24 protein-coding genes are annotated in these 25,964 nt (G+C 66.7%); 12 read left to right on the forward strand and 12 right to left on the reverse strand.

The genetic code is table 11. From position 1 onward, the window contains the following. The first annotated feature begins 95 nt into the window (after positions 1-95). Genes VMT40_RS28265 through VMT40_RS28275 form a run of 3 tightly spaced genes read left to right on the forward strand, consistent with a single transcriptional unit; the run spans position 96 to position 3,419 of the window. Complete coding sequence (locus VMT40_RS28265; protein WP_326361919.1) at positions 96-1,472, forward strand: hemolysin family protein; 1,377 nt, start codon at positions 96-98, stop codon at positions 1,470-1,472. Next, positions 1,465-2,529, forward strand: coding sequence for a hemolysin family protein (locus tag VMT40_RS28270; RefSeq protein WP_326361920.1), 1,065 nt, complete (start codon positions 1,465-1,467; stop codon positions 2,527-2,529). Before VMT40_RS28265 ends, VMT40_RS28270 begins: the two co-directional genes overlap by 8 nt. Further along, positions 2,526-3,419, forward strand: a complete 894-nt coding sequence (locus VMT40_RS28275; protein WP_442790069.1) for a 3-methyladenine DNA glycosylase — start codon at positions 2,526-2,528, stop codon at positions 3,417-3,419. The genes VMT40_RS28270 and VMT40_RS28275 overlap by 4 nt, the downstream gene beginning before the upstream one ends. A gap of 35 nt (positions 3,420-3,454) precedes the next feature. Here VMT40_RS28275 and VMT40_RS28280 read toward each other — a convergent pair whose 3' ends face one another. After that, on the reverse strand, positions 3,455-4,942 hold the full coding sequence (locus VMT40_RS28280) for a DUF4246 domain-containing protein (RefSeq protein ID WP_326361922.1): 1,488 nt from the start codon (positions 4,940-4,942) through the stop codon (positions 3,455-3,457). A 226-nt stretch (positions 4,943-5,168) separates the two neighbouring features. Here VMT40_RS28280 and VMT40_RS28285 point away from each other — a divergent pair, with 226 nt between their 5' ends. Genes VMT40_RS28285 through VMT40_RS28295 form a run of 3 tightly spaced genes read left to right on the forward strand, consistent with a single transcriptional unit; the run spans position 5,169 to position 7,661 of the window. Further along, positions 5,169-6,746 (forward strand): LVIVD repeat-containing protein, encoded by a 1,578-nt coding sequence (locus VMT40_RS28285; protein WP_326361923.1) that lies wholly within the window; start codon positions 5,169-5,171, stop codon positions 6,744-6,746. After that, the gene (locus VMT40_RS28290) at positions 6,743-7,426 is read left to right on the forward strand and encodes a DUF305 domain-containing protein (protein ID WP_442790070.1); all 684 of its coding nucleotides are present in this window, start codon (positions 6,743-6,745) and stop codon (positions 7,424-7,426) included. Before VMT40_RS28285 ends, VMT40_RS28290 begins: the two co-directional genes overlap by 4 nt. A gap of 40 nt (positions 7,427-7,466) precedes the next feature. Beyond that, positions 7,467-7,661, forward strand: a complete 195-nt coding sequence (locus VMT40_RS28295) for a hypothetical protein (protein WP_326361924.1) — start codon at positions 7,467-7,469, stop codon at positions 7,659-7,661. A 20-nt stretch (positions 7,662-7,681) separates the two neighbouring features. On the opposite strand, the gene VMT40_RS28300 is transcribed toward VMT40_RS28295, so the two are convergent. Continuing rightward, a complete protein-coding gene (locus VMT40_RS28300) occupies positions 7,682-8,284 on the reverse strand; it encodes a DUF6461 domain-containing protein (protein WP_326361925.1) in 603 nt (200 codons plus the stop codon). A gap of 161 nt (positions 8,285-8,445) precedes the next feature. Between VMT40_RS28300 and VMT40_RS28305 the strand changes: the two genes are divergently transcribed. Both VMT40_RS28305 and VMT40_RS28310 read left to right on the forward strand, forming a co-directional pair. Continuing rightward, complete coding sequence (locus VMT40_RS28305) at positions 8,446-9,171, forward strand: PaaI family thioesterase (protein ID WP_326361926.1); 726 nt, start codon at positions 8,446-8,448, stop codon at positions 9,169-9,171. A gap of 186 nt (positions 9,172-9,357) precedes the next feature. Then, positions 9,358-9,861 carry a DUF4231 domain-containing protein gene (locus VMT40_RS28310; RefSeq protein WP_326361927.1) on the forward strand — a complete coding sequence of 168 codons (504 nt, stop codon included), beginning with the start codon at positions 9,358-9,360 and terminating at the stop codon, positions 9,859-9,861. A 47-nt stretch (positions 9,862-9,908) separates the two neighbouring features. Here the strand turns inward: VMT40_RS28310 and VMT40_RS28315 are convergent, their stop codons facing one another. The 3 genes from VMT40_RS28315 to VMT40_RS28325 are packed head-to-tail and all read right to left on the reverse strand — an operon-like array spanning position 9,909 to position 12,585. Beyond that, complete coding sequence (locus VMT40_RS28315) at positions 9,909-11,198, reverse strand: acyl-CoA dehydrogenase family protein (protein WP_326361929.1); 1,290 nt, start codon at positions 11,196-11,198, stop codon at positions 9,909-9,911. A 2-nt stretch (positions 11,199-11,200) separates the two neighbouring features. Beyond that, complete coding sequence (locus tag VMT40_RS28320) at positions 11,201-11,842, reverse strand: TetR/AcrR family transcriptional regulator (RefSeq protein ID WP_326361930.1); 642 nt, start codon at positions 11,840-11,842, stop codon at positions 11,201-11,203. Next, the gene (locus VMT40_RS28325) at positions 11,839-12,585 is read right to left on the reverse strand and encodes an SDR family NAD(P)-dependent oxidoreductase (protein ID WP_326361931.1); all 747 of its coding nucleotides are present in this window, start codon (positions 12,583-12,585) and stop codon (positions 11,839-11,841) included. Before VMT40_RS28325 ends, VMT40_RS28320 begins: the two co-directional genes overlap by 4 nt. A gap of 183 nt (positions 12,586-12,768) precedes the next feature. On the opposite strand from VMT40_RS28325, the gene VMT40_RS28330 reads away from it, so the two are divergent. Next, the gene (locus VMT40_RS28330) at positions 12,769-14,952 is read left to right on the forward strand and encodes a malate synthase G (protein ID WP_326361933.1); all 2,184 of its coding nucleotides are present in this window, start codon (positions 12,769-12,771) and stop codon (positions 14,950-14,952) included. 104 nt (positions 14,953-15,056) lie between these two features. Further along, complete coding sequence (locus VMT40_RS28335) at positions 15,057-15,644, forward strand: Uma2 family endonuclease (protein WP_326361934.1); 588 nt, start codon at positions 15,057-15,059, stop codon at positions 15,642-15,644. Positions 15,645-15,705: 61 nt separating this feature from the next. Here the strand turns inward: VMT40_RS28335 and VMT40_RS28340 are convergent, their stop codons facing one another. From VMT40_RS28340 to VMT40_RS28365, 6 genes are all read right to left on the reverse strand, one after another. Then, on the reverse strand, positions 15,706-16,854 hold the full coding sequence (locus VMT40_RS28340) for a serine hydrolase domain-containing protein (protein ID WP_326361936.1): 1,149 nt from the start codon (positions 16,852-16,854) through the stop codon (positions 15,706-15,708). A gap of 141 nt (positions 16,855-16,995) precedes the next feature. Continuing rightward, entirely contained in the window at positions 16,996-18,207 is a 1,212-nt protein-coding gene (gene mtnK / locus VMT40_RS28345) for an S-methyl-5-thioribose kinase (protein ID WP_326361937.1), read from the reverse strand. Beyond that, a complete protein-coding gene (locus VMT40_RS28350) occupies positions 18,204-19,232 on the reverse strand; it encodes an ABC transporter permease (protein ID WP_326361938.1) in 1,029 nt (342 codons plus the stop codon). The genes mtnK and VMT40_RS28350 overlap by 4 nt, the downstream gene beginning before the upstream one ends. Before the next feature lie 37 nt (positions 19,233-19,269). Continuing rightward, positions 19,270-20,817: a sugar ABC transporter ATP-binding protein gene (locus tag VMT40_RS28355; RefSeq protein WP_326361939.1), complete on the reverse strand. Its 1,548-nt coding sequence runs from the start codon at positions 20,815-20,817 to the stop codon at positions 19,270-19,272. Continuing rightward, positions 20,804-21,886 (reverse strand): substrate-binding domain-containing protein, encoded by a 1,083-nt coding sequence (locus VMT40_RS28360; protein ID WP_326361941.1) that lies wholly within the window; start codon positions 21,884-21,886, stop codon positions 20,804-20,806. Before VMT40_RS28360 ends, VMT40_RS28355 begins: the two co-directional genes overlap by 14 nt. Positions 21,887-22,007: 121 nt before the next feature. Next, positions 22,008-23,144, reverse strand: coding sequence for an FAD-dependent oxidoreductase (locus tag VMT40_RS28365; RefSeq protein WP_326361942.1), 1,137 nt, complete (start codon positions 23,142-23,144; stop codon positions 22,008-22,010). A gap of 141 nt (positions 23,145-23,285) precedes the next feature. Here VMT40_RS28365 and VMT40_RS28370 point away from each other — a divergent pair, with 141 nt between their 5' ends. Next, a complete protein-coding gene (locus VMT40_RS28370; protein ID WP_326361944.1) occupies positions 23,286-23,900 on the forward strand; it encodes a TetR/AcrR family transcriptional regulator in 615 nt (204 codons plus the stop codon). A 7-nt stretch (positions 23,901-23,907) separates the two neighbouring features. On the opposite strand, the gene VMT40_RS28375 is transcribed toward VMT40_RS28370, so the two are convergent. Beyond that, positions 23,908-24,882, reverse strand: coding sequence for a helix-turn-helix transcriptional regulator (locus VMT40_RS28375; RefSeq protein WP_326361946.1), 975 nt, complete (start codon positions 24,880-24,882; stop codon positions 23,908-23,910). A gap of 108 nt (positions 24,883-24,990) precedes the next feature. Between VMT40_RS28375 and VMT40_RS28380 the strand changes: the two genes are divergently transcribed. Beyond that, positions 24,991-25,869, forward strand: coding sequence for an alpha/beta fold hydrolase (locus tag VMT40_RS28380; RefSeq protein ID WP_326361948.1), 879 nt, complete (start codon positions 24,991-24,993; stop codon positions 25,867-25,869). Positions 25,870-25,964 lie beyond the last annotated feature (95 nt).

Here is a 25,964-nt window from a genome sequence, read left to right on the forward strand (position 1 = left end):
AAGGGCGCTTCACAGGAGGGCTCCTCTACCGAGCCGGGTGACAAACCCGGCGCCCACGCAATACCCGTGCGACGAACGGTCGGGTGGTACTGACCGTGTCGGCTCTGCTCACCATTCTCAGTCTGCTCGGATTCATCGCTCTGACCGCCGGGACGGCGCTCTTCGTCGCCGCCGAGTTCTCGCTCACCGCCCTGGAACGCTCCACCGTGGAGGCCCACGCCCGCGAGGGCGACCGCCGGGCCCGGCAGGTGCGCCAGGCGCATCGCACGCTCTCGTTCCAGTTGTCCGGGGCGCAGCTGGGCATCACCATCACGACACTGATCACCGGTTATATCGCCGAGCCCGTGCTGGCGCGGCTGCTGGAGCCGATGTTCAACGCGTTCGGCGTGAGTACCGGTACCGCCCATGGCATTTCGCTGGCGCTGGCGCTGCTCATCGCGACCTCGCTGTCCATGATCTACGGCGAGCTGGTGCCCAAGAACATCGCCATCGCCTCGCCGCTGGAGGTGGCGCGGTTCACCGCCGGGCCGATGATCGCGTTCTCGACCGCGTTCAAGTGGATGATCAATTTCCTGAACGGGGTCGCCAACTGGGCGGTGCGCCGCCTGGGCATCGAACCGGCCGAGGAGCTGCGGTCGGCGCGTTCGCCGCAGGAATTGGGTTCGCTGGTAAGGACTTCCGCGCTGCACGGGGCGCTGGATCAGCGCACCGCGCAGGTGGTGGATCGCTCCCTCGAGTTCGGTGAGCGCAGCGCGGAGGAGCTCATGACCCCGCGCGTGACCATCGAATCCCTGGATCAGGACTGCACGCTCGCGGATCTGATCGACGCCGCGCGCGAGACCGGGTACTCCCGGTTCCCCGTCATCGAGGGCGATCTGGACAACACGCTCGGATTCGTGCACGTCAAGCAGGTCTTCGTGTATCCGGCCAAGGATCGCCGCAATATCAAGCTGAAGACCATCGCCAAGCCGGTGCCGATCGTGCCCGCCAGCCTCGACGGTGACGAGGTGCTCGACCGGGTGCGCCGCGACGGCATGCAGGTGGCGCTGGTGGTCGACGAATACGGCGGCACGGCGGGCATTGTCACCATGGAGGACCTGATCGAGGAGATCCTCGGCGACGTGCGCGACGAGCACGACGAGGAGGAGCTCGACGTGCGCCGCACCCCGAACGGCTGGGACTGCGCGGGGCTGCTGCGCATCGACGAGGTCTCCCGCACCACCGGATACGACGCGCCCGAGGGCGAATACGAGACCCTGGGCGGCCTGGTGCTGACCCGGTTGGGTCGGATTCCGGTGGCCGGTGACGAGGTGCTGCTGCCGCAGCCGGGCAACCACCAGATCGAGCAGCCGCACACGGCGGGCGGGTGGATCGCGACCGTGGAGCGCATGGACGGCCGACGCATCGACCGCGTGCTGATCCGTCCGGTCGACGCCGAGACGCTCGCGAGCTGGGAGCACAGCCATGGGTGACCTGTACGCCGTTCTGCTCACGCTGGTGCTGCTGCTGGGCAACGCGTTCTTCGTGGGCGCGGAGTTCGCGCTCATCTCCGCGCGCCGCGATCGGCTGGAAGCGCTTGCGGCGCAGGGCAAACGCAGCGCCAACACCGTGATCGAGGCAGGGCAGAACCTGTCGATGATGTTGGCCGCGGCGCAGCTGGGCATCACCATCTGCTCGATCCTGCTGGGTCGGGTGGGTGAGCCCGCGGTGGCGCATCTGCTGGAGAAGCCGTTCGATCTGCTCGGCGTGCCGGATTCGCTGTTGCATCCGATCTCGTTCGCGCTGGCGTTGACCATCGTGGTGATCCTGCACATTCTGCTGGGCGAGATGATTCCGAAGAACATCGCGCTGGCGGGGCCGGAACGGTCGGCGCTGCTGCTGGTTCCGCTGCATCTGCTGTGGCTGCGCCTGGCCAAGCCGTTGATCGCGTTGTACAACTTCGCGGCCAATATGACGTTGCGCGCCTTGCGGATCGAGCCGAAGGACGAGCTGGATGCCACGGTCTCCTCGGTGGAGTTGGCCGAGATGTTCGGCGAGTCCCGCTCGGAGGGTCTGCTCGACGAAGAGGAGCACCGGCGGCTGACCCAGGCGCTCGGGTCTAGTGACCGCATTGTCGCCGACGTGATGGTGCCGCTGGCCCAGACGCGTTCGGTGCCCCTGCGCGGGGACGGGACCACGCTCGGGGATATCGAATCCGCCGTCGCCGAAACGGGTTTCTCCCGCTACCCGGTGCGGGCGGCCGATGGTTCGCTGGTCGGGTATCTGCACGTCAAGGATGTGCTGGACCTGACCGCCGACGATGACGCGGGGCCGGGTACGCCCATCCCCCGCACCGATATTCGCCCGCTGCCGACCCTGAGCATGGGCACCACCCTGTACGAGGCCCTGGCTCGCCTGCGCCGCACCAATTCCCATCTGGGCCGCGTCGTGGACAGCCGCGGCAATACCGTCGGCATCGTGGCCCTGGAAGACCTGGTGGAGGAGTTCGTCGGCACCGTCCGCGACGCCACCCACCGCCTGGCCGAATGATGAACGCGCTCACCGATCTATCCGTGCTGTCCGGTCCCGCGTGGCGGGACCGGGCGGCCGCCCATCGCGAGCGCGTCGACGCCCTGGTCGGGCCGTATCTCGAGAAGCGCGCGGCGGGCCAGAAGCACCCGGTGATCGACTTCTTGTTCACCTATTACGGTCATAAACCGGCCCAGCTGAAGCGCTGGCACCCCGGCTACGGCGTGGCCCTGACCGATGCTGGGGAGTACGCGGGATCTCGTGGCTACCACGAGGTTTCCCTCGAATCGGGTGATACCGGCTGGACCGCCGACCCCACCTTTCTCGAAAAGCGCCGCGACACCGTGGAATTCGTCGCCCGCCTTCTCGCCGCGACCGCGACTCGCCCCGCCCAACTGTCGTGCTTCGGCCTGCACGAGTGGGCCATGGTGTACCGCACCGACGAGGTCCGCCACCAGCAGGTCCCCCTCCGCCTCGGCTCGGCGGGCACCGACGCGGTCGTGGAGTCGATGCAACTGCGCTGCACCCACTTCGACGCCTTCCGCTTCTTCACCCCCGAAGCCGCACCCCTCAACCTCGAAGTCCTCACCCGCGAATCCCAGGTCGACCGCGAACAACCCGGCTGCCTACACGCCAACATGGACATCTACAAGTGGGGCTTCAAACTCACCCCCTTGATCGACTCCGACCTCCTCTTCGACGCCTTCGCCCTAGCCTGCGCCGCCCGAGAACTCGACATGAAGGCCAGCCCCTACGACCTCCGCGACCTCGGCTACACCCCAATCCGCATCGAAACCCCTTCCGGCCGAGCCGAATACGTCCGCGCCCAAGCCGACATCGCCACGCGGGCGGAAGTCCTGCGCGCCCGCCTGCTGGATGCCTGCCGCGGCCTGCTGGCCGCAGACCACTAACCGAGCAGGCCCGCGGGCGCTCGGGCCCTGGTGGATCAGTGCTCGCAGAGGGAGAATTCTCGCTCGTAGAGTTCCTGGTTGTGTTCGTCGACGAAGAATTTGCGTTCGCGCATGAGTTCTTCGCGGTACTGCTTGGCCTGGTCCAGGGTCATGGTCGAGGTGGGGGACCAAGGTTGCTGGGGCGGCACGTCGGAGGTCGAGATGACCGTCACCGACGGGTCGACGAGGAAGAACGCCAGGATCTTTCGGTGACCCGGGCGGGTGGGGTCGGCGAGTCGGAAGGGGGCGACGCGGTGTTGGAGGATGTTCGGGAAGGCCAGGCAGCGGTTCGGGGTGGTCGGGACCGAGCCCAGGCCCTGGTTCAGCGCGTCTTCGTCTTCCAGGCCGTAGACGTCTCGCATACCGGGTGAGTCGTTCTGCTCGTAGTCCGGGTCGTCGATGGCGGCGCGGAAGCTCAGTCGACTGGCGGTGATGTTCTCGCTGTCCCAGTAGTAGATGCCGGTCGAGACGATGCGTTCGTTCATCATCCCTTCGACATGCCAACTGCCACCGGCGTATTCGGGCCGGTCGGGGGTGAGGTGGATGTTCGCGAGTTTGACGATGACCTGGAGTCGGCGGCCGCGCAGGTCGACCCGGGCGTAGTCGTCGGGCAGGGCGGGCGGGCTGTATTCGGGAGCGTCCGGGACAACCGGGCGGCGATTGTCCCACCACTCGTCCCAGGCCTCGTCGTAATCGACCATGGCGTCCACGTCATCCGTATCGGGCCGGACCGGTTCGTCGTGATACCAGGAGTACGGATCGGGCTTGATCCGTCGCGGTTGCGGATAGCGCAGGTCGGTGAGCACATTCTCGAACAGCGGGCGCAGGCGCGCGAACAGCAGCGGCAGGACGGAATCGAGGTCGCGATGGGCGATGGGATGGACATTGTTGACGTAGGAGCGGAAGACGGCGTGACCGTCGGCATCGATATCGACATCGGTTGGCAGCCATTGGAATTTCTCCGAGCATGCGTACCGCGCGTCGTTCTGTCCAGCCGTCGGCCACACCGAGTCGTCGATGCCGCTCACCCCGCGGACGAGGCAGAACAGGGAGGGATGTACCAGGTCCAAGACCTGCTCGTGCGATCCCGGGTGCCAGTCCCGCTCGGCGTCGGGCACCTCCTCCAGGACTCGAACCGCTTCCCGCAGACGGGTTTTCAGCTCGTCCTCGATCAGTGTGTCCGACTGCCACACCCCATCGACGGCCGAGACCTCGATACCCGAGGCCTCATCCCGGAGTTCGGCGTAGCGCTCCAATTCCGCTAGCACATAACGGATCTGAGCGTCCGTCAGCCCTTGTTCGGTCGCCTCCCGCGTCCACTTGGCCACGATCCCCGGATCGTTCCGCTTGACGAACCAGTGCGGCTTCTCCCGAATCTCCGCACTCAGCCGCATCATCTGTAGCTCCCGCAAGGTCCGGGGCGGTGCGACCGGCATGAGGTGTTCGGCGAGGAAGGGCAGCGGAAAAGCAGACAGCTCAGTCATTCTCTCGGATCTCTCGCGGGTTCCATTCGCCGCCAACGATACGTCCGCGCACCGACAGGGACCGCTCACTGCCAGCCGCAGCTGTCACAGACAATTTTGGCCTCGGGCCTACCGGTCGGTCAGTTTATGGGTTAGCGTTTCGAGACGTAACCGTGACCACATCGGCCAATCTGTTGTGCCGGAGGTCACGGGGGCTTGTGGACGGAACGAAGACGGGGGTACCGCGATGAGGCGGTTCACGCGCTTGCGCCGGTCGAAACCGGCGGTGGTGCTGGCGGTGTCGTTGTTGGGGGCGGCCGTCTTGCCGATGCACGGCGCGTCGGCGGATCTGCAGTCCGATATCGAGAGTCAGGTGCAGCAGTTCCTGGATGTCGGGCGGACCTCGGTGCCGCGCGCGGACTGCGGGGACGGGGCGCTGCCGGAAAACGGTATGCAGGGCGATGTTCCGGCCGACGATCGCAATAGCGGGCGCAGCACGCTGGGGTATCGGTGCAATCTGTCGTTCGTCGGCGGGTATGTCGGCAAGGGCGCGGGGATCACCTCGGCGACCTACGACCACTGCTCGTACACCGGCTCGCTGTTCCCGGGCAATATCCTCGGGCCCGCGCAGGGCGTGCAGGTGCTCGATGTCTCCGATCCGGCGAATCCGGTGGAGGTCGGCAGCCTCACCGAACCCGCCATGCTGGCCGGGACGTGGGAGTCGCTCAAGGTCAATGCCGAGCGAAAACTCCTGGTGGGCACCGGTGTTCCCGTCGGCGAGGGCGCGGGATACCTCTCGGTGTACGACATCTCCGACTGCGCGCACCCGCGGCTACTGAACCCGGGCGCGGGCACGAACCTGCTGATGCCGCTGCCGATCACGACGCACGAGGGCGGGTTCTCCCCCGACGGCCGCACCTATTGGGCCTCGGGTATCGCGCCCGGTTTCGTCAGCGCCGTGGATCTGACCGATCCGACGAATCCGCACGTGATCTGGCAGGGGCTCACCGGAATCGAGGCGCACGGGTTCGGCATCAGCCCCGACGGCAATCGCATGTATCTGTCCGCGCTCGCCGGGTTCACCGTGCTGGACATCAGCGCGGTGCAGCGGCGCGACCCGAACCCGCAGGTCAATCACCTGGGCCGGGTCTTCTGGACCGACGGCTGGGCGACCCAGCACAGCATTCCGGTCACCTATGACGACAAGCCGTACCTGTTCACCGTGGACGAGGGCGGCGCGGGCGGGGTGAAGCTCATCGACATCTCCGACGAGACCAATCCGACGGTCGCGGCGAAGATCAAGCTGGAGATCAACCTGCCCGAGAATCAGGACTCGGCGATGGCCTCGGCCATGGGCGGCTCGGTGTTCTCCTACGACGCGCACTACTGCGCCGCGGACCGGCCCGAGAATCCGACCGCGCTGGCCTGCGGGTGGGAGGAGTCCGGGATCCGGGTGTTCGATGTGCGGGATCCGTTCCACGCCAAGGAGATCGCGTACTACAACCCGCCCGCGCGCAAGGGCCGCAACCTGGAACTGTGGAACTCGCCGCACGCGTTGGCTTCGATCATCGGTGTCCCCGCCATGGAGTTCCCGTCGGCGGCGCGGGCGATCCTGGAGGGCAAGTTCGATCCGTCCCAGGCACTCTCGTCGCGCACGGGCATGGTGGCGTTCGGCGACCTGTCCACCGACTGGTGCTTCTCCCCGCCGGAGTGGCACGGAAACCAGTTGTGGGCCACTTGCAACGACAACGGCTTCATGGTGTTGCAGCTCGCCGACGACGTGTACACCCCGCCCGCCGACCAGCGATCCGTGGTGGGTTCGTGACGGAAACCCCTGCCCTACAGCAGAAGCGCCCCGGCCGGATCGCCCGAGTGTGGCGACCCCTGACGATCGCTGCCTTGGCTCTCGTCCTCGTCGCGACCGGCATGTTGCTGCGCCCGCTGGTGTTCCCCGAGAACCATTCCGCCCCACCGATACTCAGTCAGGTCGAGATCGGTTTCACCCAGGACATGACCGCCCACCATGAGCAGGCCCTGATCATGGTGCAGCGCCTCGACCCCGGCGTCGACCCCACCGTCCGCCAACTGGCCCAGCAGATCGCCGACACCCAACGCATGGAAATCGGCACCATGCTCGGCTGGCTCCGCTTGGCCAACGCCTCCCCCGACTCCAAACACCCCATGTCCTGGATGAGTTCGACTGCTGCGCACGATCATTCAATGCCGACCATGACCAGCACCAACAGCACCTCCATGCCCGGCATGGCGACCCAGACGGAACTGGATTCCCTCGCCACCGCGCGCGGCAAGGACGCCGAAATCCAATTCCTGCAACTCATGCTCCGCCACCACACCGGCGGCGTAGCCATGGCGAAGGCCGCCGATCAGCTCATAGCCTCGGGCCCGGTGAAGGAGACCGCCCGCGGCATGATCACCACCCAATCCCAGGAAGCCGGACTCATGACAATCATGCTCGCCCAACGCGGCTCCCAACCCCTCTCCTGACCACGAGCTCCCACGGTGCATCCACGTAGGGTCGGTTCTCATGGATGCGGAGAGCGAACTGGAGGAGTTACGGTCGGTGCTGTCCTGCGTGTTCGAGAAGCTCGGTGCCGAGAGCCTCACCGAGCCCGACCGGGTCGAGTTGGTGGCGCGCGCCGAGGTGGTTCAGGAACAGATCGACGCGATCGAGGATGTCACCCCCGCGTGGTCGGGCGAGCCGCAGCATGGGCATCCATGACCTGGGACAACTCGACGCGGCTACAACCGTGAGGGTGGTGGCAGCAGACGGGCGCTGAGGACGGGGCGGTCGTTGAGGGCATCCAGCGGGAGCCCGACGCCGAGGTTCTCCGCGAGCCTGTAGAACAGTCCGCGGGGTCCCAAGGGGCCGTCTTCGTCTTCCTCCGGCCGAGCGCCGAGGGCCCGCATCTCGGTGTCGAAGCGGTGCGGATCGCTGCCCGTCCCGTCTGCCAAGGAACGCGTCATCGTGTCGAATCCGGTGACGAGGCGGCCATTCTCGGCGTACCGGAACACCACGCCCGGTTTCTCGTTGGCGTTCAGCACCAACGCCGCGGTTCCGATCGACGCGCGCAGCACCAGACCGCGGTCTTCCATACCTTTCCAACTGCCGTGCTCCCACGCCCAGGCCCAGCTTCGGTAATGCCCTGCGCTGACCACATATCCGTCGGACGCATAGAGAAATCCGCCCAACTCGTAGTGGAAGTCGTCCCGCTCGCGCACCGCCACGGTGTCGCGGTCGACACCCATGCGCTCCAACAGCTCCCGAGCGTTGATCTGACGCGCGAAGGTAAGGCTGAGCAGCGGCAAATCCCTGCCGTACATCCACCCGAGGCCACCGGTCATGGTATTCACCCGACCGACACTGCCATCGGCCACCGACAGACCTACGAAATCGGCGCTGGGCCAGCCGCGGAGGTGCGAAATCTCACGGGAACGGCGGTTGGGGTGGTGGGTATGGTCGAGGTGATGATCGGCCGCGTGGCCGGGAAAGGTTGGCGTTCAGCATGACCCAGGCGGAAGCGCTCACCATCCCCGAGCATATTCACGGGTACCCGGATGTCGCGTTCGGCGGCTATGTCGCGGGCCTGCTGGCACCGCATGCCGGGGCCGACACCGTGCGCATCGACTTCCGGCGCGCGGTCGGCGTGGGCACCCCGATCCTGTTGTCGCGGCCCGAACCCGGCCGCGCCACCTTCACCGCCACCGACGACACCGTGCTCGTCGAGGCGACCGCCGCCACCCTGCGGATCGACCCGGTCCCGGCTCCGTCCTGGTCGGACGCCACGCGCTCGGTCGAGACGGCCCTGTCCTCTCCCGATCGACTCGTCACCGACTGCTTCGGCTGCGGCGTGGCCTGCGCGCCGGGGCGCGGCCTGCGCCTGTTCCCCTGGAGGGTCGCGGGCCAGGAACTCATGGCCGCCGCCTGGACCCCCGATCCCGGCCTGGCCGACGAAAACGGTGAGCTGCCACCGGAAATCGTCTGGTCCGCTCTCGACTGCCCCGGCGGCATCGCGGCGTGGGTCTTCTCCAGGATGGGCCGCGGCGCGTTCACCGCCGCCCTCACCGCCACCCGGTTCGCCCCGGTCCTGGCCGGGGCCGACTACATCTCCCACGCCTGGGTCCTGCACCGCGACGGCCGCAAACACACTGTCGGCGTCGCCCTGTCGACCCGGGAAGGCGAGCTGTGCGCGCTGGCCGAGGCGCTCTGGATCGAACCGCGACACGGCTGAATCGAACCGCGACACGGCTGATGCGCGCCCGCGCGGCTGCTCGAACGCTCACCGGGTGAGTAGGCCCTCCTCGATCACGGCATAGGACAGCCCGGAACGTCTTTGGTTACCACCCGGAATGCCTTGGGTACCAGTCGGTCTCGCGGCCACAGCGCGGCACGCGGCCACTCGTGACACACTGACCGCGTGGCAGGTTCTTCATCGCCGAAAGCCCAGACCGACGCCATGGCCGCGGTCATCGATTGGGACACGGTCGGTTCCGCGTTCAAAGACTTCTGGACCAGCACCTACGCGCGCGAGGTCGCCGCCACCGGTCGACTCACCGGCCGATTCCGTAGCTGGGGACAGTTTCTGCGCTTCACCGCCATGGTCGCCAGCGCCGTGGTCACCGGTCTGGCCGGATTCGAGGGATCGCTCATTCGCGCCGCCACCGCGTGCGCGGGCGGTGTGGCGGTGGTGGCCACCGGCAGCGCCGCCATCTTCCACGCTGACCAGCGGGTCGCGACCAACCGCCGCACCCAGCAACTGCTCCTGTCCGAAGGCTGGCGTTTCGTCGCCGGTGCGGGCGACTACACCGGCGGCCCCACCGCCGCGAACGCCACCAAATTCCTGCTGTCCGTGGAGCAGATCCTCTCCACCTACGTCGACGACTACGTCAAGACCATAGACGACCCCAGCCCCGCACCCTGACCCCGCAGCACGCCGGAATGGCGTGCTGCGCCGAGTGGGCAAGGCGCTCAGAGGTTGCCGACGGTGTGTTCGAGGCGGTCGGCGACCAGTTGGCGGGCCTTTTCGCGGAGGGCGGGGCGATATCCGCTGGGGTACACCGGGTCTGCGGGGGCGTAGGTCTTCAGGACTTCCTTCGCCAGGGTGATCTTGTGGACTTCCGTCGGGCCGTCCGCGATGGCCATGATCTGGGCGTAGGTCATCATGTCGGTGAAGGGCAGGTCGCTGCTCACACCCAGCGCGCCGTGCAGATGCATTGCCCGCTGGGCGATGTCGTGCATGACCTTCGGCATGGCCACCTTGATGGCGGCGATGTCGTGGCGGACCTTGCGGTAGTCCTGCTCCTTGTCGATGCGCCAGGCGGTGCGCAGCACGAGCAGGCGGAATTGCTCCATCTCGATCCAGGATTCGGCGATCTTCTCCTGGGTCATCTGCTTGCCGCCGAGCACGCCGCTGCCCATCGGGCGGGACACGGCACGCTCGCACATCATGTCGAAGGCCTTGCGCACCAGGGCGACCGTGCGCATGGCGTGGTGGACGCGGCCGCCGCCCAGGCGGGTCTGGGCCACGACGAACCCGAGCCCTTCCGCACCCAGCAATGCGTCGGCCGGGACCCGGACGTCGGAGAACCGCAGGTGCCCTTCGTGTTCGCTGAAACCGGGCACGGTGAAGTTCTTGACGATCTCCAGACCGGGCGCGTCGGCGGGCACGATGAACATGGAAAGCCGCTGGTGCGGCGGCGCATCCGGGTCGGTGACGGCCATGACGATGTGGAACGTGGCGAATTCGGCGGCGGAGTTGAACCACTTCTCGCCGTTGATGACCCATTCGTCACCCTCGCGGACCGCCCGGGTCTTGAAGGCCGTCGGATCCGAGCCGCCGGTGGGCTCGGTCATGACGTAGCAGGAGCCGATCTCGCCGTCGAGCAACGGGCGCAGGTACTTCGCCTTCTGCTCCGGAGTGCCGAAGTGCGCGAGGATCTCGGCATTGCCGGAATCCGGTGCCTGACAGCCGAATACCAGCGGAGCCCACTGCGAGGTGCCGAGCATCTCGTTGAGCAGCGCCAGCTTCAGCTGCCCGTACCCGGGCCCGCCCAGCTCGGGACCCAGGTGGCAGGCCCACAACTGCTGCTCTTTCACCTTCTCCTGCAACGGCTTCATCAACGCCCGAATCTCGGGATTGGTGCGGTCGTAGGGGTTCGGGTAGATCAGGTCGAGGGGTTCCACCTCGGTCCTGACGAACTCCGCGACCCAGTCCAGCTTCTTTTGGTACTCCGGGTCCGTCTCGAAATCCCAAGCCATGGTCAGCCTTTCGTGCTCTTACGCGGTTGAATGAGTCCGTCCAGGACGGTGGTGCAGAGAATGTCGGCGATCTCCTCGGGCGTGTGCTGCCCGTCGGCGCGGTACCAGAAGGTCACCGAATTGAGCATGCCGAGCAGACCGTTGGTGACGACGTGGTCGGCGGTGCGCAGCACACCCGACGCCTTGCCCGCGTCGATGACCTGCTGCCACAGGTTTTGGATGCGGTCCCGCAGTTCCTGCAGTTCGCGCCCGCGCTCGCCGGTCAAGGCCGTGACATCGCGCAACTGGATCGCGACGGCCCGCCGATTCTCGAGGATCAGCCGCACATGACTGTGAATCAGCTTGCGCAACTTGGTGACCGGATAGTCGGACCCGCTCACGATCTGCTCGGCCTCGACCAGCATGAGCCGCGTGTAGTCGGCCAGGATCTGCCACAGCAGCTCCTCTTTGGACCCGATGTGGTAGTACAGCGCCCCGCGCTGCACATCGGCCCGATCCCCGATCTCGGCGACGCCGGTGCCGTGGAATCCCTTCTCCGCGAACAACTCCAGTGCCGCCCGCACGATCCGCTCCCGCGTCTCCCCCGGCCCGGCGGCCGAGGCGGGCGGACGTCCGCGTTTGCGGGCCGGTACGGCGGAGGTCACCGGAATCCCCCGTCCAGCGCGAGCGTCGCACCCGTGCAGAACGCGGAGGCGTCCGAGGCGAGGAACAGCGCGGCCCCGACAATGTCCGCGGGCACCCCGATCCGCCCGAGCGCGGTGTGCCGAGCCAACTCCGCGCGCATCTGTTCGGGCCACGCCTTGGCGATATCGGTGTCGAAGGGCCCGCAGCGGATCGTATTGACCCGCACGCCCGGCCCGTAGGTGTGCGCCAAACCCACGGTCAACGCCTCGAGACCGGCCTTGGCGGCGGCATACGGCACCGCCAGCGGCTCGGGATGCGCGGCCTCGATCGAAGATATATTTACGATCGATCCCCCGCCCGACGCGGCCATGCGCGCCCCGATCAGCGCCGAAAGCCGGAACGGCCCCTTCAGATTGGTGGCGATCACCTTGTCGAACATGGCCTCGGAAACCTGGTCCAAGCTGGGGTAGAGCAGTGACATCCCGGCGTTGTTGATCAGGACGTCGACCTTCCCGAATTCGCCGTAAGCCGCCTCGACAAGCTGCTCGCATTGCGCCCATTCGCCGACATTGCAGGCCACCGGCAGTGCCCGTTGCCCGGTCTTGGCTCGCACGTCAGTGGCTGTTTCCTCACACGCCGCAAGCTTGCGACTGGCGATCACGACATCGGACCCCGCCTCGGCGAGCGCGAGGACCATCTCCCGGCCGAGTCCGCGACTGCCGCCCGTTACCACAGAGACCTTGCCGGACAAGGGTTTTCCCATGAATCGCACCCTCCCGGGGAGCCGCCGAAAAATGTTCCACCCAGTACATTAAATGTACCGATCGATACAAACAAGACCCATCGATCGAGGCCCCAACCCCGAGGCCGTGAAATACCGCCCGGTAACCGCGAGTAATATGACGCGCGTACTTTTTCCACCCGGCTTCTCGAAATGAGGCAGTAGATGACAGAGCGGATTCAGGTCGGCGGGCTGCAGGTTGCCAAGGTGCTCCACGATTTCGTGGAGAACGAGGCCCTCCCCGGCACCGGTGTTGATTCCGCCGCGTTCTGGTCGGGTGCCGAGGCCGTCATCAATGACCTCGCTCCCCGCAACCGCGCTTTGCTGGCGGAACGCGACGACATCCAAGCCAAGATCGACGAGTGGCACCGCGCGAACCCGGGCGCAGGCTACGACAAGGCTGCCTACAAGCAGTTCCTCACCGAGATCGGCTATCTCCGTCCCGAACCGGCCGATTTCCAGATCGGTACCGAGAACGTGGACGCCGAAATCGCCACCCAGGCGGGACCGCAGCTGGTCGTGCCGGTGATGAACGCCCGCTTCGCCATCAATGCCGCGAACGCGCGCTGGGGCTCGCTGTACGACGCCCTGTACGGCACCGATGCCATCTCCGAGGCCAATGGCGCGGAGAAGGGCACGGGCTACAACAAGGTCCGCGGTGACAAGGTCATCGAGTGGGCCCGCAACTTCCTCGACGACGCGGTGCCGCTGATCACCGGCTCGCACGTCGGCTCCACCAAGTACTCGATCGAGGACGGCGAGCTCGTGGTCGGCCTCGAGGACGGCACCGAGATCGGCCTGGCCGACAACGATGCCCTGGTCGGCTACCTGGGCGATCCCGCGAACCCGACCTCGGTGCTGCTCAAGCACAACGGTCTGCACATCGAGATCCAGATCGATCCCGAATCTCCGATCGGCTCGACCGACACCGCGGGCGTCAAGGACGTCGTGCTGGAGTCCGCGGTCACCACGATCATGGACTTCGAGGACTCGGTCGCCGCGGTGGACGCCGAGGACAAGGTCCTCTGCTACCACAACTGGCTGGGCCTGATGAAGGGCGATCTCGCCGAGCAGGTTTCGAAGGGCGGCAAGACCTTCACCCGCACCATGAACCCGGACCGCGTGTACACCGCGCTCGACGGCAGTGAGCTTGTGCTGCACGGTCGTTCGCTGCTGTTCGTGCGAAATGTCGGTCACCTCATGACTTCCGACGCGATCATCGACAAGGACGGCAACGAGGTGCCCGAGGGCATCATGGACGGCCTGATCACCGTTCTGATCGCCAAGCACGCCCTCAATGGCGACACCAAGCTGAAGAACACCCGCACCGGCTCGATCTACATCGTGAAGCCGAAGATGCACGGCCCGGACGAGGTGGCCTTCACCAACGAGCTGTTCGGCCGCATCGAAGAGGTCGTGGGCCTGCCGGTCAACACCCTCAAGGTCGGCATCATGGACGAGGAGCGCCGCACCACGGTGAACCTGAAGGCGTCCATCTTCGCCGCCAAGGACCGTGTGGTGTTCATCAACACCGGCTTCCTGGACCGCACCGGCGACGAGATCCACACCTCCATGGAGGCCGGGCCGATGGTCCGCAAGGCCGAAATGAAGGCCCAGCAGTGGATCAAGTCCTACGAGGACTGGAATGTCGACACCGGTCTGGCCACCGGCCTGCCCGGCAAGGCGCAGATCGGTAAGGGCATGTGGGCCATGCCCGACATGATGGCCGACATGCTGGAGCAGAAGATCGGCCAGCCGAAGTCGGGCGCGAACACCGCGTGGGTCCCGTCCCCGACCGCCGCCACCCTGCACGCCACCCACTACCACCGGGTGGATGTGTTCAAGCGGCAGGCCGAGATCGCCAAGGGCGGCCCGCGTGCCACCGTCGACGAGATCCTCGAGATCCCGCTGGCTCAGGACATCAACTGGACCGCCGAGGAGAAGCAGCAGGAGCTGGACAACAACTCCCAGGGCATTCTCGGCTACGTGGTGCGCTGGATCGACCAGGGCGTCGGCTGCTCGAAGGTGCCCGACATCAAGGACATCGGCCTCATGGAGGACCGCGCCACCCTGCGCATCTCCTCCCAGCTGATGGCCAACTGGCTGCGCCACGGCATCGTCACCGAGGCCGAGGTCATCGCCTCCCTCGAGCGCATGGCCCCCGTCGTCGACCGCCAGAACGCCGGAGACCCGAACTACTTCCCCATGTCCCCGGACTTCAACGCCTCCATCGCCTTCCAGGCGGCAAAGGAACTGATCCTCGAGGGCACCACCCAGCCCAACGGCTACACCGAGCCCATCCTCCACCGCCGCCGCCGCGAGGCCAAGGCCTTCAACAAGACGGTGTAGGAACACATCCGCTCCGACACTTGGAACGAATCCCCGGTCGACAGCTGTCGATCGGGGATTCGCTTTACACTGGCGGAAGTTCCCTGACGAAAGGACAGGAGCTGGTGAGTGCCGCCATCCAGGACGAGTACGGCTATGGCCCGTACACGGTGGAAGACCTTCATAACCTGCCGGACGAGGGCAAAGCACACGAACTCGTCGATGGTTGGCTGATCGAATTGTCACCGAGTACCCGCCACGACTACCTCGCGAAAGCCCTGGCCCGCATCCTGGAACGTGCCGCCGAGGACTCCGGGGCAAATATCTACGTCCAAGCACCGATGGATATTTCGACACCGTCCGGCGCACGGAAGCCCGACGTCGCCGTCATGAGCGCGGAAGCTGCCCGGAGCGCACGCGATCTGGGTCTCTCGCTGTACCCCGGAAACGACGTGCGACTGGCGATCGAGATCGTGTCTCGCGGCTCAGGTAGCGAGCGAGAAGACCGTCGCCGCAAGGTGATCGAGTATGCCCGCACCGGAATCGATCAGTACTGGATCGTTGATTTCGAACCGCGCCCACGAATTCAGATCCTGCGCCTCAACGGTGCCGCCTACGGTGAGCCGATCGTCCTCGAGGAAACCGACGTCCTCGAAGTCTCCGACCCGTTCCCGATCGCCTTCCCCCTGTCTCGCCTCGCCGACTTCCGCTGACAATCCGCAAGTGGTGGAGTGGGTCCCCTTGCTGAGCAATGGATGTCGGCCGCGGGAAGGGTCAGGGATTCGGTTTCGAGGGGGCGCTGTCGCAGAGGGCGGTGGCGACGGCGGTGTTCATGTCCGAGATCTGGGCGTCGCCTCCTGGGTATTGGTTGGACATGGCGGTGGCGGTGCGGCCGTCGGTGGTGGCGGCGGTGAGGGTTCGGAATCCGGGGATGCCGCCGTCGTGGCCCCAGGAGAGGCCGCCGCAGGGTAGGGGCGTGCTCATCAGGCCCAGGCCGTAGGCGCTGCCGGAGCCGTCTTCGGCGGGGCGGGTTGTCATCATTGCCTGTAGTTCGGACGGGTGGAGGAGTTGGCCGTTCAGGAGGGCGGTGAGGAAGCGATTCATATCGCCCGCAGTGGAAATCATCGCTCCGGAGGCGCCCGCCACCGTCGGGTTGATCAGCGTCATATCGAGGAGGGCGTCCGCGGGTCGGGCGTACCCCTGCGGATGGACACCCGGGATCGCGGAGTCGTCTCCGGGAACGGAGGTGCCGTCGAGGGCGAGCGGGCGGGTGATTCGGCGCTCGATCTCCTCCGCGTACGGGTGCCCGGTGACCTTCTCGATGAGCATTCCCGCCACCACGTAGTCGGTGTTGGAGTATTGCCACCCGTCGCCGGGCGCGAACAGCCGCGGCTGGTCGAGCGCGAGGTTCACGAGATCGAGTGGATCATGGTGTGCGCCAGGGTTTCTGACCAGCTCCGTCAGGTCCAGATACTGCACGTAGTCGGGCAGGCCGCTGGTGTGCTGGAGCAGGTGGCGCACGGTGATGTCGCGTCCGTCGTTGCCATTGCCCTTGATCACGCCGGGCAGGTACTGCTCGACCGGCGTGTCCAGCGCGATCTTCTGCTCGCCCACGAGTTGCAGGACCACGGTGGCCACGAACATCTTGGTCATGCTGCCGATGCGAAAGCGGCTGTCGCCTGACAACGGGGTGTGGGTGTCGATATTCGCGACGCCGCGCGTCAGCACTGTCCGGCCGTGCGCGTCACGGACTTCGAGCAGTGCGCCGGGTGCGCCGTCGGCGCCGGTCAAGCGGTCCAGGATGGTGCCCACGTCGGCGTAGCTCGGTGCCGCCGGAGCGTTCCCCCGGCCGTCCGATCCGCAGGCGCACAGCGCCAACGCCAATACACAGGCGGCGCCAAACACCTTGGCGTATCTCAGCATTCGTCCTCCACAGCTTGGGCGGACCCTCATGCTAGGAAGCCGTAACCGGAGTACACGTCGGCCCGGGGAGCCAACTGACCCATCGCTATCCGGTACTCCAGAGCCAGACGTCCCTCACCCGTGGGGTGTAGTTGTGAATGCTCAGGCTCCCGCCGATGCGCTCTCGGACAGCACGCTCGACAACGCCGATCCCTCGATGAGCTCGGCGACGGCCGCCGGGTCGGGTAGGGCGGTGCGGCGCAGGATCAGTTCGCGGCCGATGAGGAGGGCGTGGCGGGAGGCCGGGGCCGGGTCGGGGAGGGTGTCGAGATCGGCGAGATGGGCGAACCCGATGATGCGCCGGACGAGTTCGGCTCCGGCGTAGCCGAGGGCATCGGTCCACACGCGATGGAGGAACCGTTCGAGGTAGGTGTCGTCGAAGAAGTGATCGGTCCGGGTGGGCCACAGGCGGCGGAATTCGGTGGTGAACGCCTGCCAGCTCAGCACGAGCTGCTCGCCGGGTGTACTAGGGCGGCCGAGCGCGCGGGCGCGAGCCTCGGCGGCGATGGTGTTTCCCCAGTACAAACCGAGGTCGAAGCCGATCGGCCCAACGAAGGAGAATTCGGGATCGAAAATGCGGACAACCTCCGCACCGTCGCGAGTGCCGACCATGATGCTGCCGGTATGGAGATCGCCGTGCAGCAGCGCCTGGGCACCGGTCATGAAAGTGTGTCGCAGATCGGCGATCTCGGTGCGCAAGGACGCGTCCGCGCGGAAGGCCGCGGCCAGGTCTGCGACCCCTTCATGCCAGTGATTGTGCTCATGCTCGATATACGGCTCCGCGAGCACGACATCCTCGGTGATCTTGCACAGATCGGGATTCACCGACTCCGCGATCAACGTCTTGCGTTCCCCGGAGGACAATCCGAAATCGCTGGTGGCGAAGGACAATCGGGCAACGAACACCCCGACCGCCGTCGAGACACTGCCGTAGCCACCGCCCTCGTTGAGAACACTGCGTAGCACGCGCAGGTCCGACAGATCCTCGAGAATCAGCGCGTAGTTGGCCGGATCGTAGTCGTGCAGCACCGGAACGGTTTCCGCCGCGACCGCCCGAACCCGTTGGTAGGCACGCGCTTCGGCGTCCGCACGGGCGGGACTCATGGGCCACGACGGCCCGGCCACCCGCACCCACGGCAAGGCCTGTTTCACCGCGACACTGCGTCCGTCGTCGCGTCGGGTCGCGATGAACACACGGTTCAGGTTGCCGTCGGACACCTCGTGGACGTCCACCTCGCCCGCTCCCCAGAAACCCCGCGCGCGCAAGTACTCCGGCACATCGGTGGGTTCCAGAATCCGGTAGTTCCCGGTCACGACCTTCTCCCTTCGGACAGTGTGAAACTGCAGACCAGCGCGAGGATGAGCACCACGCCTTCGACGACGTCCTGGGTGTAGTAGGGCAGTCCGGCGATGGTGAGTCCGGAGGAGACTATGCCGATGAGCACCGCGCCCAGCGCGGTCCCCCACACGTTCGGCCGACCCCGGCCCAGCACGGAGGTCCCCACCAGCGCGACCGCCACGGCCTCGAGCAGCTGCGAATTGCCCGCCGACACGTCGCCCTGCCCGATGCGCGCGGCCAGAATGAGACCGCCGGTGGCGGCCAGCAATGCCGAGAGCACGTAGGCCAGGGCGCGATAGCGGCCGACCCGCACCCCGGCCAGCCGCGCCGCCTCCCGATTCGCCCCGATCGCGTACAGCACTCTCCCCCAACGGGTTCGAGCCAGAAGAACCCAGGCCGCGAGCGTCAGTACCGCGAAGATCAGCACCGAGTTGGGTACGCCCAGCACGCTGCCGCGGTCGATGGACAGGAACCCGGAGGTGAATTTGCCGGGTGCGGTCGAACCGTCGGGCAGCGTCATGCCGGGCGAAATCGATTGCCCGTCGACCATCACCAGTTTCAGCCCGGAGATGGCGAACATGGTGCCGAGCGTGGCGAGCATATCGGGCACCCGCAGCAACACCACCAGGACGGCATTCACCAGACCGGCGGCCGCGCCCACCCCGAGCACGGCCAGCACCGCGATGACGCCGATCTGGTTGTGCACCACCATGGTCTGCGCCGCGACCGACACCGCGAGTCCGGCGACCGCGCCCACCGACATGTCCAGCCCGCCAACCGCCATGGTGAGCGTCACGCCCAGCCCGAGGATGGCCGCGACCGAGACGTACCGCAGCACATCCAGCAGGGTGGAGCCGCTGCGGAAGGTCGGTTCGCTGATGCTGAAGTACGCGAACAGCCCGGCCGTCACGACCAGGAAGCCGTATTTGACAACGAGGTCTCCGGCCCGCCGGACGCGCGGCACGGCGGTCGCCGAGGGCGCTTCTTCGATAATCGTCATGGAGTCTCTCTGTGGGACAGCGGAATTCGACATGGCGTCACACCGCCGCCAGGGCCTGCACGATGCGGTCGGGTTCGGGATCGTAGGTATCGAGCCGGATTTCACCGTCGACGAGCACGATCACCCGATCCGCGACCTCGAGCACCTCGTCGACATCGGCGGACAACAGCAGCACCGCACCGCCTTCGGCGCTCACCGCGCGGGCCCGCCGACCGATATCCCGGCGCGCGCCCAGATCGACGCCCCGGAACGGCTCGTCGAGCACCAGCACCCGGGGCGTGCGCGCCAGCCAGCGCCCGACCACCACCTTCTGTTGATTGCCACCGGAGAGTTCCTCGATGCGACTTCCCTCATCGCGTGCGACGACGCCCAGCGTGTCGATGACATGACGACCCGCGGTGGCCTCCCGGCCGTGCCCGATCCACCCCCAGCGACTCGATACCGTGCGCAGGAACGGCAGGGTGACGTTCTCCGCGATTGACCAGCCCGGCACCAAGGCGTCCGCATGCCGATCCTCGGGAACCAAATGCACTCCACCCCGAATCGCCTCGACCGGATGGCGGGGCCGAAATAGCTTGCCGTCCAACAGCATCGAACCACCATCGAACCGGTCCGCACCGAACACTCCGCGCGCCAGTTCGGTCTTGCCCGCACCGAGCAGCCCGACGACACCGGTCACCTCACCGGCCCGCAGGTCCAGATCCAGTGGCCGCCGCCCGGCCCGCAGCGGCACTCCACGCAGCGACAACACCGGTTCGCCACCGCGCGCGCCCGCGTCCTCGGGTCGACGCGTGGCCGCCGAATGCGCGGTGGCCAGCATGGCCCCCAGCGCCGCATCCCAGTCGAAGGGCCGCTGCTGAACATCGCTGATACGCCCCTCATGCAAGACGACCAGATCATCGGCCAGCGAATCGATTTCGCCCAGCCGGTGCGACACGTACAGGATGGCGATCCCGGCATCGCGCAGCCGCTCGACGATGGCGAACAGTCGCCGCGCCTCGGCCGCCGACAGCGCCGAGGTGGGTTCGTCGAGAATCAGCAGCCGGGGCCGCGTGGCCAGGGCACGGGCGAGAATCAGCAACTGCTGATCGGAGATGCCGAGCTCGGCGACATCGCTCCGCAACCGGCGGTCATCCCAATCCAAGTCGAGCACGGCCTGAATTTCCCTGGCGCGGGCCAGGATTCGAGACCCATTCAGCAGCACACCACCCCGTCCGCCCACCAGCTCCTCGAAGACGAGGTTCTCCGCCACCGACAGTCCGGGCACGATCGTGTCGCCGATGTGCTGATGCACGGTGCGAATACCCAGCCCCCGCGCCGCGGCAGGCGAATGCAGCCGCGCGGCAACCCCATCGATGCGAATCTGCCCTCGATGTCCCGGGTACATGCCCGAGAGCACCTTGATCAGCGTCGATTTCCCCGCCCCGTTCGCACCCAACAGCGCGACTACGCGACCCGCCGCGAGCTCCAGCGACACACCCTCGAGCACACTACGCCCGCCGAAGGACATCCCGACCCCGTCCAACTCGACAACGGGCGTGGACGCAGCGGCCTCGGCCGCTTCCCCGGAGTCAGTGCGCGACAACGGGAATCCAGTCCGCCGCACTGACCTGTCCCAGCGCCAGCGCGGGTACGGCCGCGCGCAACTGATCGAGATTCTGAATCTGCTTGGACACCAGCAGATCCCGGGTCACCACCACCGCGGGAAACTGCACGCTCGGCTTCCCGAGCTGCCCGGCCAGCTGCAGGGCAGCCGTCCGCACCACCGCCGCGCCGACCGCCGACGGATCGGTCCCCGCCGTGGCCACCCAGGGGCTGTCCGCCGCGGTAATGGCTTGGATATCGGCATTCGAGATGTCCGCCCCGACCACCTTCACACTGCCGAGCCGCTTGTTCTGCACCGCCAGCGTCGCTCCCTTGGCCAGTTCGTCGTAGGGCGCGAAGATCCCCTTCACCTCGCCGTGCTGGGTCAGCGCGGCGCTGACCAGCGGCACGGTGTCGGTGGCGGTGGAGTCGGTCACCTTCCCCACCTTGAACGCCTGGGTCCAGCCATTGTCGCCGAGTGCCTTCTGCCACACCGCATCTCGACGATCCAGGGGCGCGTATCCCGCGACGTTCACATAGCCGACCGGCGCGTTCTTCCCGATGGCCGTCGCCAGCGCCCCGATGGCGGCAGTGGCGATATCGGCGTCGTTCTGGCTGGTCGTCACCACTTTCGCATTGGTGGTGTCCACGTCGTAGGTCACCACCGTGATGCCCTTGTCGACGGCCTGATCGATCAGCGGTTCCAGCGTCGCCGGAAAGCCGTGGTCCACGATGATGGCCCGCACACCGGAGTTGATCGCGGTGGACAGATCGGTCGCCTGCTTCGCGTTGTCGGCCTGCGCGTCGTACACCGACAGATCGATGCCGAGCGCCTTGGCCTGCGCCTTCGCGCCGGTGCCCCACTGTTCGAAGTAGTCGCCCGCCCCGCTCTGACGCACCAGGGCCACCGGCACCGCGCCGTGATCGAACGGCGCGGGCCGGGGCCCGGTCGCCTGCGAAACCGTGGACGTAGCTTGCGGTCCCGTCGTGCCACCGGATTGGGAGCAGGCCGTCGCCAGCAGGACGAGGGCGAGCGCGGGCACGGTGAGGACCGAGGTCAAGCGTGACACGGTGGATTCTCCAGGGTCGGACGGAAAGACAAGACCGGGAACCTACCGATCGGAAGCTTTCCGCACACCGCATTCACTCACCGTGATCGCAAACCGGTCCCGTGACAGCGGCACGTGGTGGTCAGTCGACGAACATCTGGGCGGCCATGCGGCGAGAGTTGCCGATGGCCGCTTGGCCACGCGGGAGCATGACGGTTTGGTAGTCGGCGACGGCTGTGGTGAGAGACTTCTCTCCCTTTGTGGCGGAGAGGATTTCGTGGGCGAGGGTGGCGGCGTCGGCCAGTGCCGTGTTCGCGCCGACTCCGGCGGTGGGCGGCATGGTGTGGATCGCGTCGCCGAGGAGAGTGACCGGGCCTGGCCCCCAGTTGTCGACCGGTGCGCTGATTCGGAAGGTGATAGGGAAGAAGCTGTCGATGTCGGAGTGGGCGTAGATGTCGCGAATCGCGGGGTGCCAGTTCGAGACCACGTCGGTTGACAGTTTCCACAGCTCCTGCGCGGACATGCCGAAGAGCTCGTCGTCGATCACGCCGAGGCGGGCCGGGGTCGCGCAGAGGGTGACCATCAGGTAGTCGGGCCGTCCGTCCTCGGGTGTGCGGAAGATGACGGGGCCGAATCCGGCTCCGCACGTGCTGCCCTCGGTTACCCAGCACAGGCCGCGGTTGAATTCGTCGGGATCGAGACTGCCCGTGAGGGTCATGCGGCCGTAGATGCAGCGCAGGCCGAAGTCCTCGACCACCGCGTTCGGCAGCAGTCGACGCCGGATGACCGATCCGACGCCGTCCGCGCCGACCAGCAGATCGCCTTCATCGCTGCCGCCCTCGGCGAATTCGACCCGGACCCGGCCGGATTCGGTGATCCGATAGTCCGACACGGTCCGTCCGAATCGCACGACCTCGTTCAACCCGGTGAGCAGCCCGCGCCGGAACGCATTGCGGTCCACGGCGGTGACCATCTCCTCGGGGATGCCCGGGAATTCGAGCGCGGACACCAGCTCGAGTCCGCTCGTGAACGTCGTGACCAGGTCCCCATTGACGCTGCTGGAGCGACGCAACACATCGAAGACCTGCGGATCGAGGCACTCCCCCAGTGCCGCATTGCCGTCCGGATCGATGTGGATGCGATAGCCCTGATTGCGCGTCTGCGGCGTCGGGTCCTGCTCATAGACAACGACATCGACCCCTGCGGTGTGCAGCGCTTGCGCGAGCGTCAGGCCGCCGACTCCGCCGCCGACGATGAGAACCCTTGTGCTGTCGTTCATTTCGATACTCCTCGGTGCTTCCGATCAATTCCCCGCAGCTGCGTTACCCAGCGTGCGCCGCCCGCACCGCACTTGTCAATCATCTACATGAACTAATCAATCATTTATTTGATTAAACCAGGTGGATGTATGATCGCCTCCATGCCCGCGACGAACCCCCGCCGATCGCCCAAGCCGCAGGAGCGGCAGCGCGATCCCGAGCGCACCCGCGCCCAGATCCTGGACGCGGCGGTGCAAGAGTTCGGCGCACACGGTTACGCCGGTGCCCGGATCAGCGCGATCGCGGCCCGGGCCGGGGTGAACGTGCAGCTGATCTCGTACTACTTCGATGGCAAAGAGGGCCTCTACCAGGCCATCTCACAGCAGTGGCAGCAGCGCCGGGGCGAGATGGCGCCCGCGGACACGCCCTTGCCCGAGCAGTTGCGCCGCTACGCGCTGGAGGCGCTGCACAATCCGGCGGGCGTGCGGCTGCTGGCCTGGGCCGGTCTGGAATACGCCGGAGCCGGGACACCGTCGCACGCGGGCCAGTTCACCGACACCATCGAGGAACTGCGCTCGCTACAGCAGTCCGGTCGCCTCCCGGCCGATCTCGACCCGTCCGTTCTGACGGTCATGTTGATGGCGATGGCAATGGCACCCACCACGCTGCCGCACATTGTGGAGTCCGTCTGCGGCGAGGATCCGCGCTCACCGGAGTTCCTCGAGCGGTTCGCCGACCAGGTGGCGATCCTGGCCCGTCATATCGGACTCGGCTGACCGACTCTCACGCACGGTAGAGCCGAGCCATGGCCACTGCCTCGGCCGCGATGCGATCGCGGAGTTCTTCGGGCGCAAGGACTTCCGCGCCTGCACCGAGGCGGAGGATGTCTGGAATGGCCCGCTCGAGAGATTCGATGGGCAGGTGGATGTCGCGGTATCCGTTCGTATCGGGTTCACCGACGGTGGCGCGGGCGGCCTGGGCGGCGGCGGGGTCGAGGAGCTCGCTCAGACCCTCGAAAGTGGCGGAATCCAGGCGGAGCAGGGCCGAATCGCGGTGGCGGCGTTGGTCGAAGGATTCGACGTAGTCGGTCCAGTAGGCGGCCAGGTCGAAGTCGGGTGGGCGGTGGATCGGGGCGTCGAGTACCTGGAGTTCCATGATTCGTGAGATGCGATAGGTGCGGATTCCGGTGTCGGTATGACCCACCAGGTACCAGTTGCCGGATTTGAGGACCAGTCCGAGCGGTTCGGCGCTGCGAGTCACCAGATGCGGCGTGGCCCAGCGGATGTAGTTGAAGCGAATGGCCTGTTCGTTCCACACCGCGTTGGCGACGGCGGTGAGAAATGGCGTGGGCTCGGTTTCGGAGTACCAGCCCGGCGCGTCGAGGTGGAAGCGTTCGGCGACCCGCCCGGCCCGGTCGCGCAGTTCCGGTGGCAGCGCGGACATCACCTTCAGGTTGGCGGCGGTCACGATGGCCCCGAGGCCCAGATCCGAGGCGGCGCTGGGCAGCCCGGCGAGGAATAGCGATTCGGCCTCGTCGGCGGTCAGCAGATTCAGTTTGGCCCGGAAGCCGTCGAGCAGCCGGTAGCCGCCGTCATGCCCCGCATCGCCGTAGACCGGAATACCGGCCGCCGACAGCGCCTCCATATCCCGGTACACCGTCCGCACCGACACCTCCAGCTGCTCCGCGATCTCCTGCGCGGTTACGCGGTCACGCGTTTGCAGGAGCAGCAGGATCGACATGAGACGGCTGGCGCGCATGCGAGGAATTCTCCCCGAATCCACTGACACTAGGTGTCAGTGAAGCGCCCATACCTTGTTCCTCGTTCCGAACGCATCGGTTTCGAGACCGAATGAGGAGATGGCGCAATGCCTTTCGTTGAAACCCGCACCGGCACCTCGCTGTTCTACCGGGATTGGGGCACCGGGCGACCGGTGGTGTTCTGTTCGGCCTGGGGCATGGACAGCGTCGAACCGCGGGGTGTGATGGCCGAGCTGGTGGCGCACGGATTCCGCGCCGTCTCGATCGATCGCCGCGGCCACGGGCGCTCGGATGATCCGGGCCTCGGCTACGACTTCGACACCCTCGCCGATGATCTGGCCGATGTGCTCGACCACCTGAACCTGTACGACGCGATGCTGGTCGGCCACTCCATGGGTGGCGGTGAGATCGTGCGCTACCTGACCAGATACGGCAGCGCCCGCGTCGAACGCCTCGTGCTGGTCGCGGCCACCCTGCCGTTCATGATGCAGACCGCCGACAATCCCGACGGGGTGCCCGGCGCGGTGGCCGAGGCACTGCGCACCTCGTGGCGGCACGACCTGGCGACCTGGCTGGTCGACAATGCCGACCCCTATATCGGTGTGGGTCTGCCGGGTTGCGACGTCCCGACGGTGGCCCGCGACGCGGTGCTCGCCTCCATCTACGGCACGTCGCGACAGGCCGCCATCGAGTGCAACCGTGCGGTCGTGGAGACCGACTTCCGCGCGGAACTTCCCGAGATCACCCTTCCGACCCTGATCATCCACGGCGACAGCGATGCCTCGATATCACTGGAACTGGGTGGCCGCCGACAGGCCGAGCTGATCCCGAACAGCGAACTGATCATCTACGAGAACGGCCCGCACGGGCTCTACCTGACCCATGGCGAGCGTCTCACCGCGGACTTGCTGGCCTTCCTCGGTGATGCGCCTTTGCGCCATACGGTTTCGCTCTCGGAACAGCTCGGATACGCTCCGCAGCGTTAGTCACCGCGAGCATGAGGAATTATCGATGGGTTCAACCGTCATTGAAGTCGTCAACGTCATCCTGACCCACGTCAACGCGACCTGGTCCTGGCTCA

It is taken from the genome of Nocardia sp. CDC160 (genome assembly GCF_035818795.1).
GTDB lineage: Bacteria > Actinomycetota > Actinomycetes > Mycobacteriales > Mycobacteriaceae > Nocardia.

What these genes read in the sequence shown, in the direction of transcription:
- VMT40_RS28270 (WP_326361920.1), top strand. Translation starts at nt 1,465, where the DNA reads ATGGGTGACCTGTACGCCGTTCTGCTCACGCTGGTGCTGCTGCTGGGC.
- VMT40_RS28275 (WP_442790069.1), top strand. Translation starts at nt 2,526, where the DNA reads ATGATGAACGCGCTCACCGATCTATCCGTGCTGTCCGGTCCCGCGTGG.
- VMT40_RS28280 (WP_326361922.1), bottom strand. Translation starts at nt 4,942, where the DNA reads ATGACTGAGCTGTCTGCTTTTCCGCTGCCCTTCCTCGCCGAACACCTC.
- VMT40_RS28285 (WP_326361923.1), top strand. Translation starts at nt 5,169, where the DNA reads ATGAGGCGGTTCACGCGCTTGCGCCGGTCGAAACCGGCGGTGGTGCTG.
- VMT40_RS28295 (WP_326361924.1), top strand. Translation starts at nt 7,467, where the DNA reads ATGGATGCGGAGAGCGAACTGGAGGAGTTACGGTCGGTGCTGTCCTGC.
- VMT40_RS28300 (WP_326361925.1), bottom strand. Translation starts at nt 8,284, where the DNA reads ATGACCGGTGGCCTCGGGTGGATGTACGGCAGGGATTTGCCGCTGCTC.
- VMT40_RS28305 (WP_326361926.1), top strand. Translation starts at nt 8,446, where the DNA reads ATGACCCAGGCGGAAGCGCTCACCATCCCCGAGCATATTCACGGGTAC.
- VMT40_RS28315 (WP_326361929.1), bottom strand. Translation starts at nt 11,198, where the DNA reads ATGGCTTGGGATTTCGAGACGGACCCGGAGTACCAAAAGAAGCTGGAC.
- VMT40_RS28325 (WP_326361931.1), bottom strand. Translation starts at nt 12,585, where the DNA reads ATGGGAAAACCCTTGTCCGGCAAGGTCTCTGTGGTAACGGGCGGCAGT.
- VMT40_RS28330 (WP_326361933.1), top strand. Translation starts at nt 12,769, where the DNA reads ATGACAGAGCGGATTCAGGTCGGCGGGCTGCAGGTTGCCAAGGTGCTC.
- VMT40_RS28340 (WP_326361936.1), bottom strand. Translation starts at nt 16,854, where the DNA reads ATGCTGAGATACGCCAAGGTGTTTGGCGCCGCCTGTGTATTGGCGTTG.
- VMT40_RS28350 (WP_326361938.1), bottom strand. Translation starts at nt 19,232, where the DNA reads ATGACGATTATCGAAGAAGCGCCCTCGGCGACCGCCGTGCCGCGCGTC.
- VMT40_RS28365 (WP_326361942.1), bottom strand. Translation starts at nt 23,144, where the DNA reads ATGAACGACAGCACAAGGGTTCTCATCGTCGGCGGCGGAGTCGGCGGC.
- VMT40_RS28370 (WP_326361944.1), top strand. Translation starts at nt 23,286, where the DNA reads ATGCCCGCGACGAACCCCCGCCGATCGCCCAAGCCGCAGGAGCGGCAG.
- VMT40_RS28375 (WP_326361946.1), bottom strand. Translation starts at nt 24,882, where the DNA reads ATGCGCGCCAGCCGTCTCATGTCGATCCTGCTGCTCCTGCAAACGCGT.
- VMT40_RS28380 (WP_326361948.1), top strand. Translation starts at nt 24,991, where the DNA reads ATGCCTTTCGTTGAAACCCGCACCGGCACCTCGCTGTTCTACCGGGAT.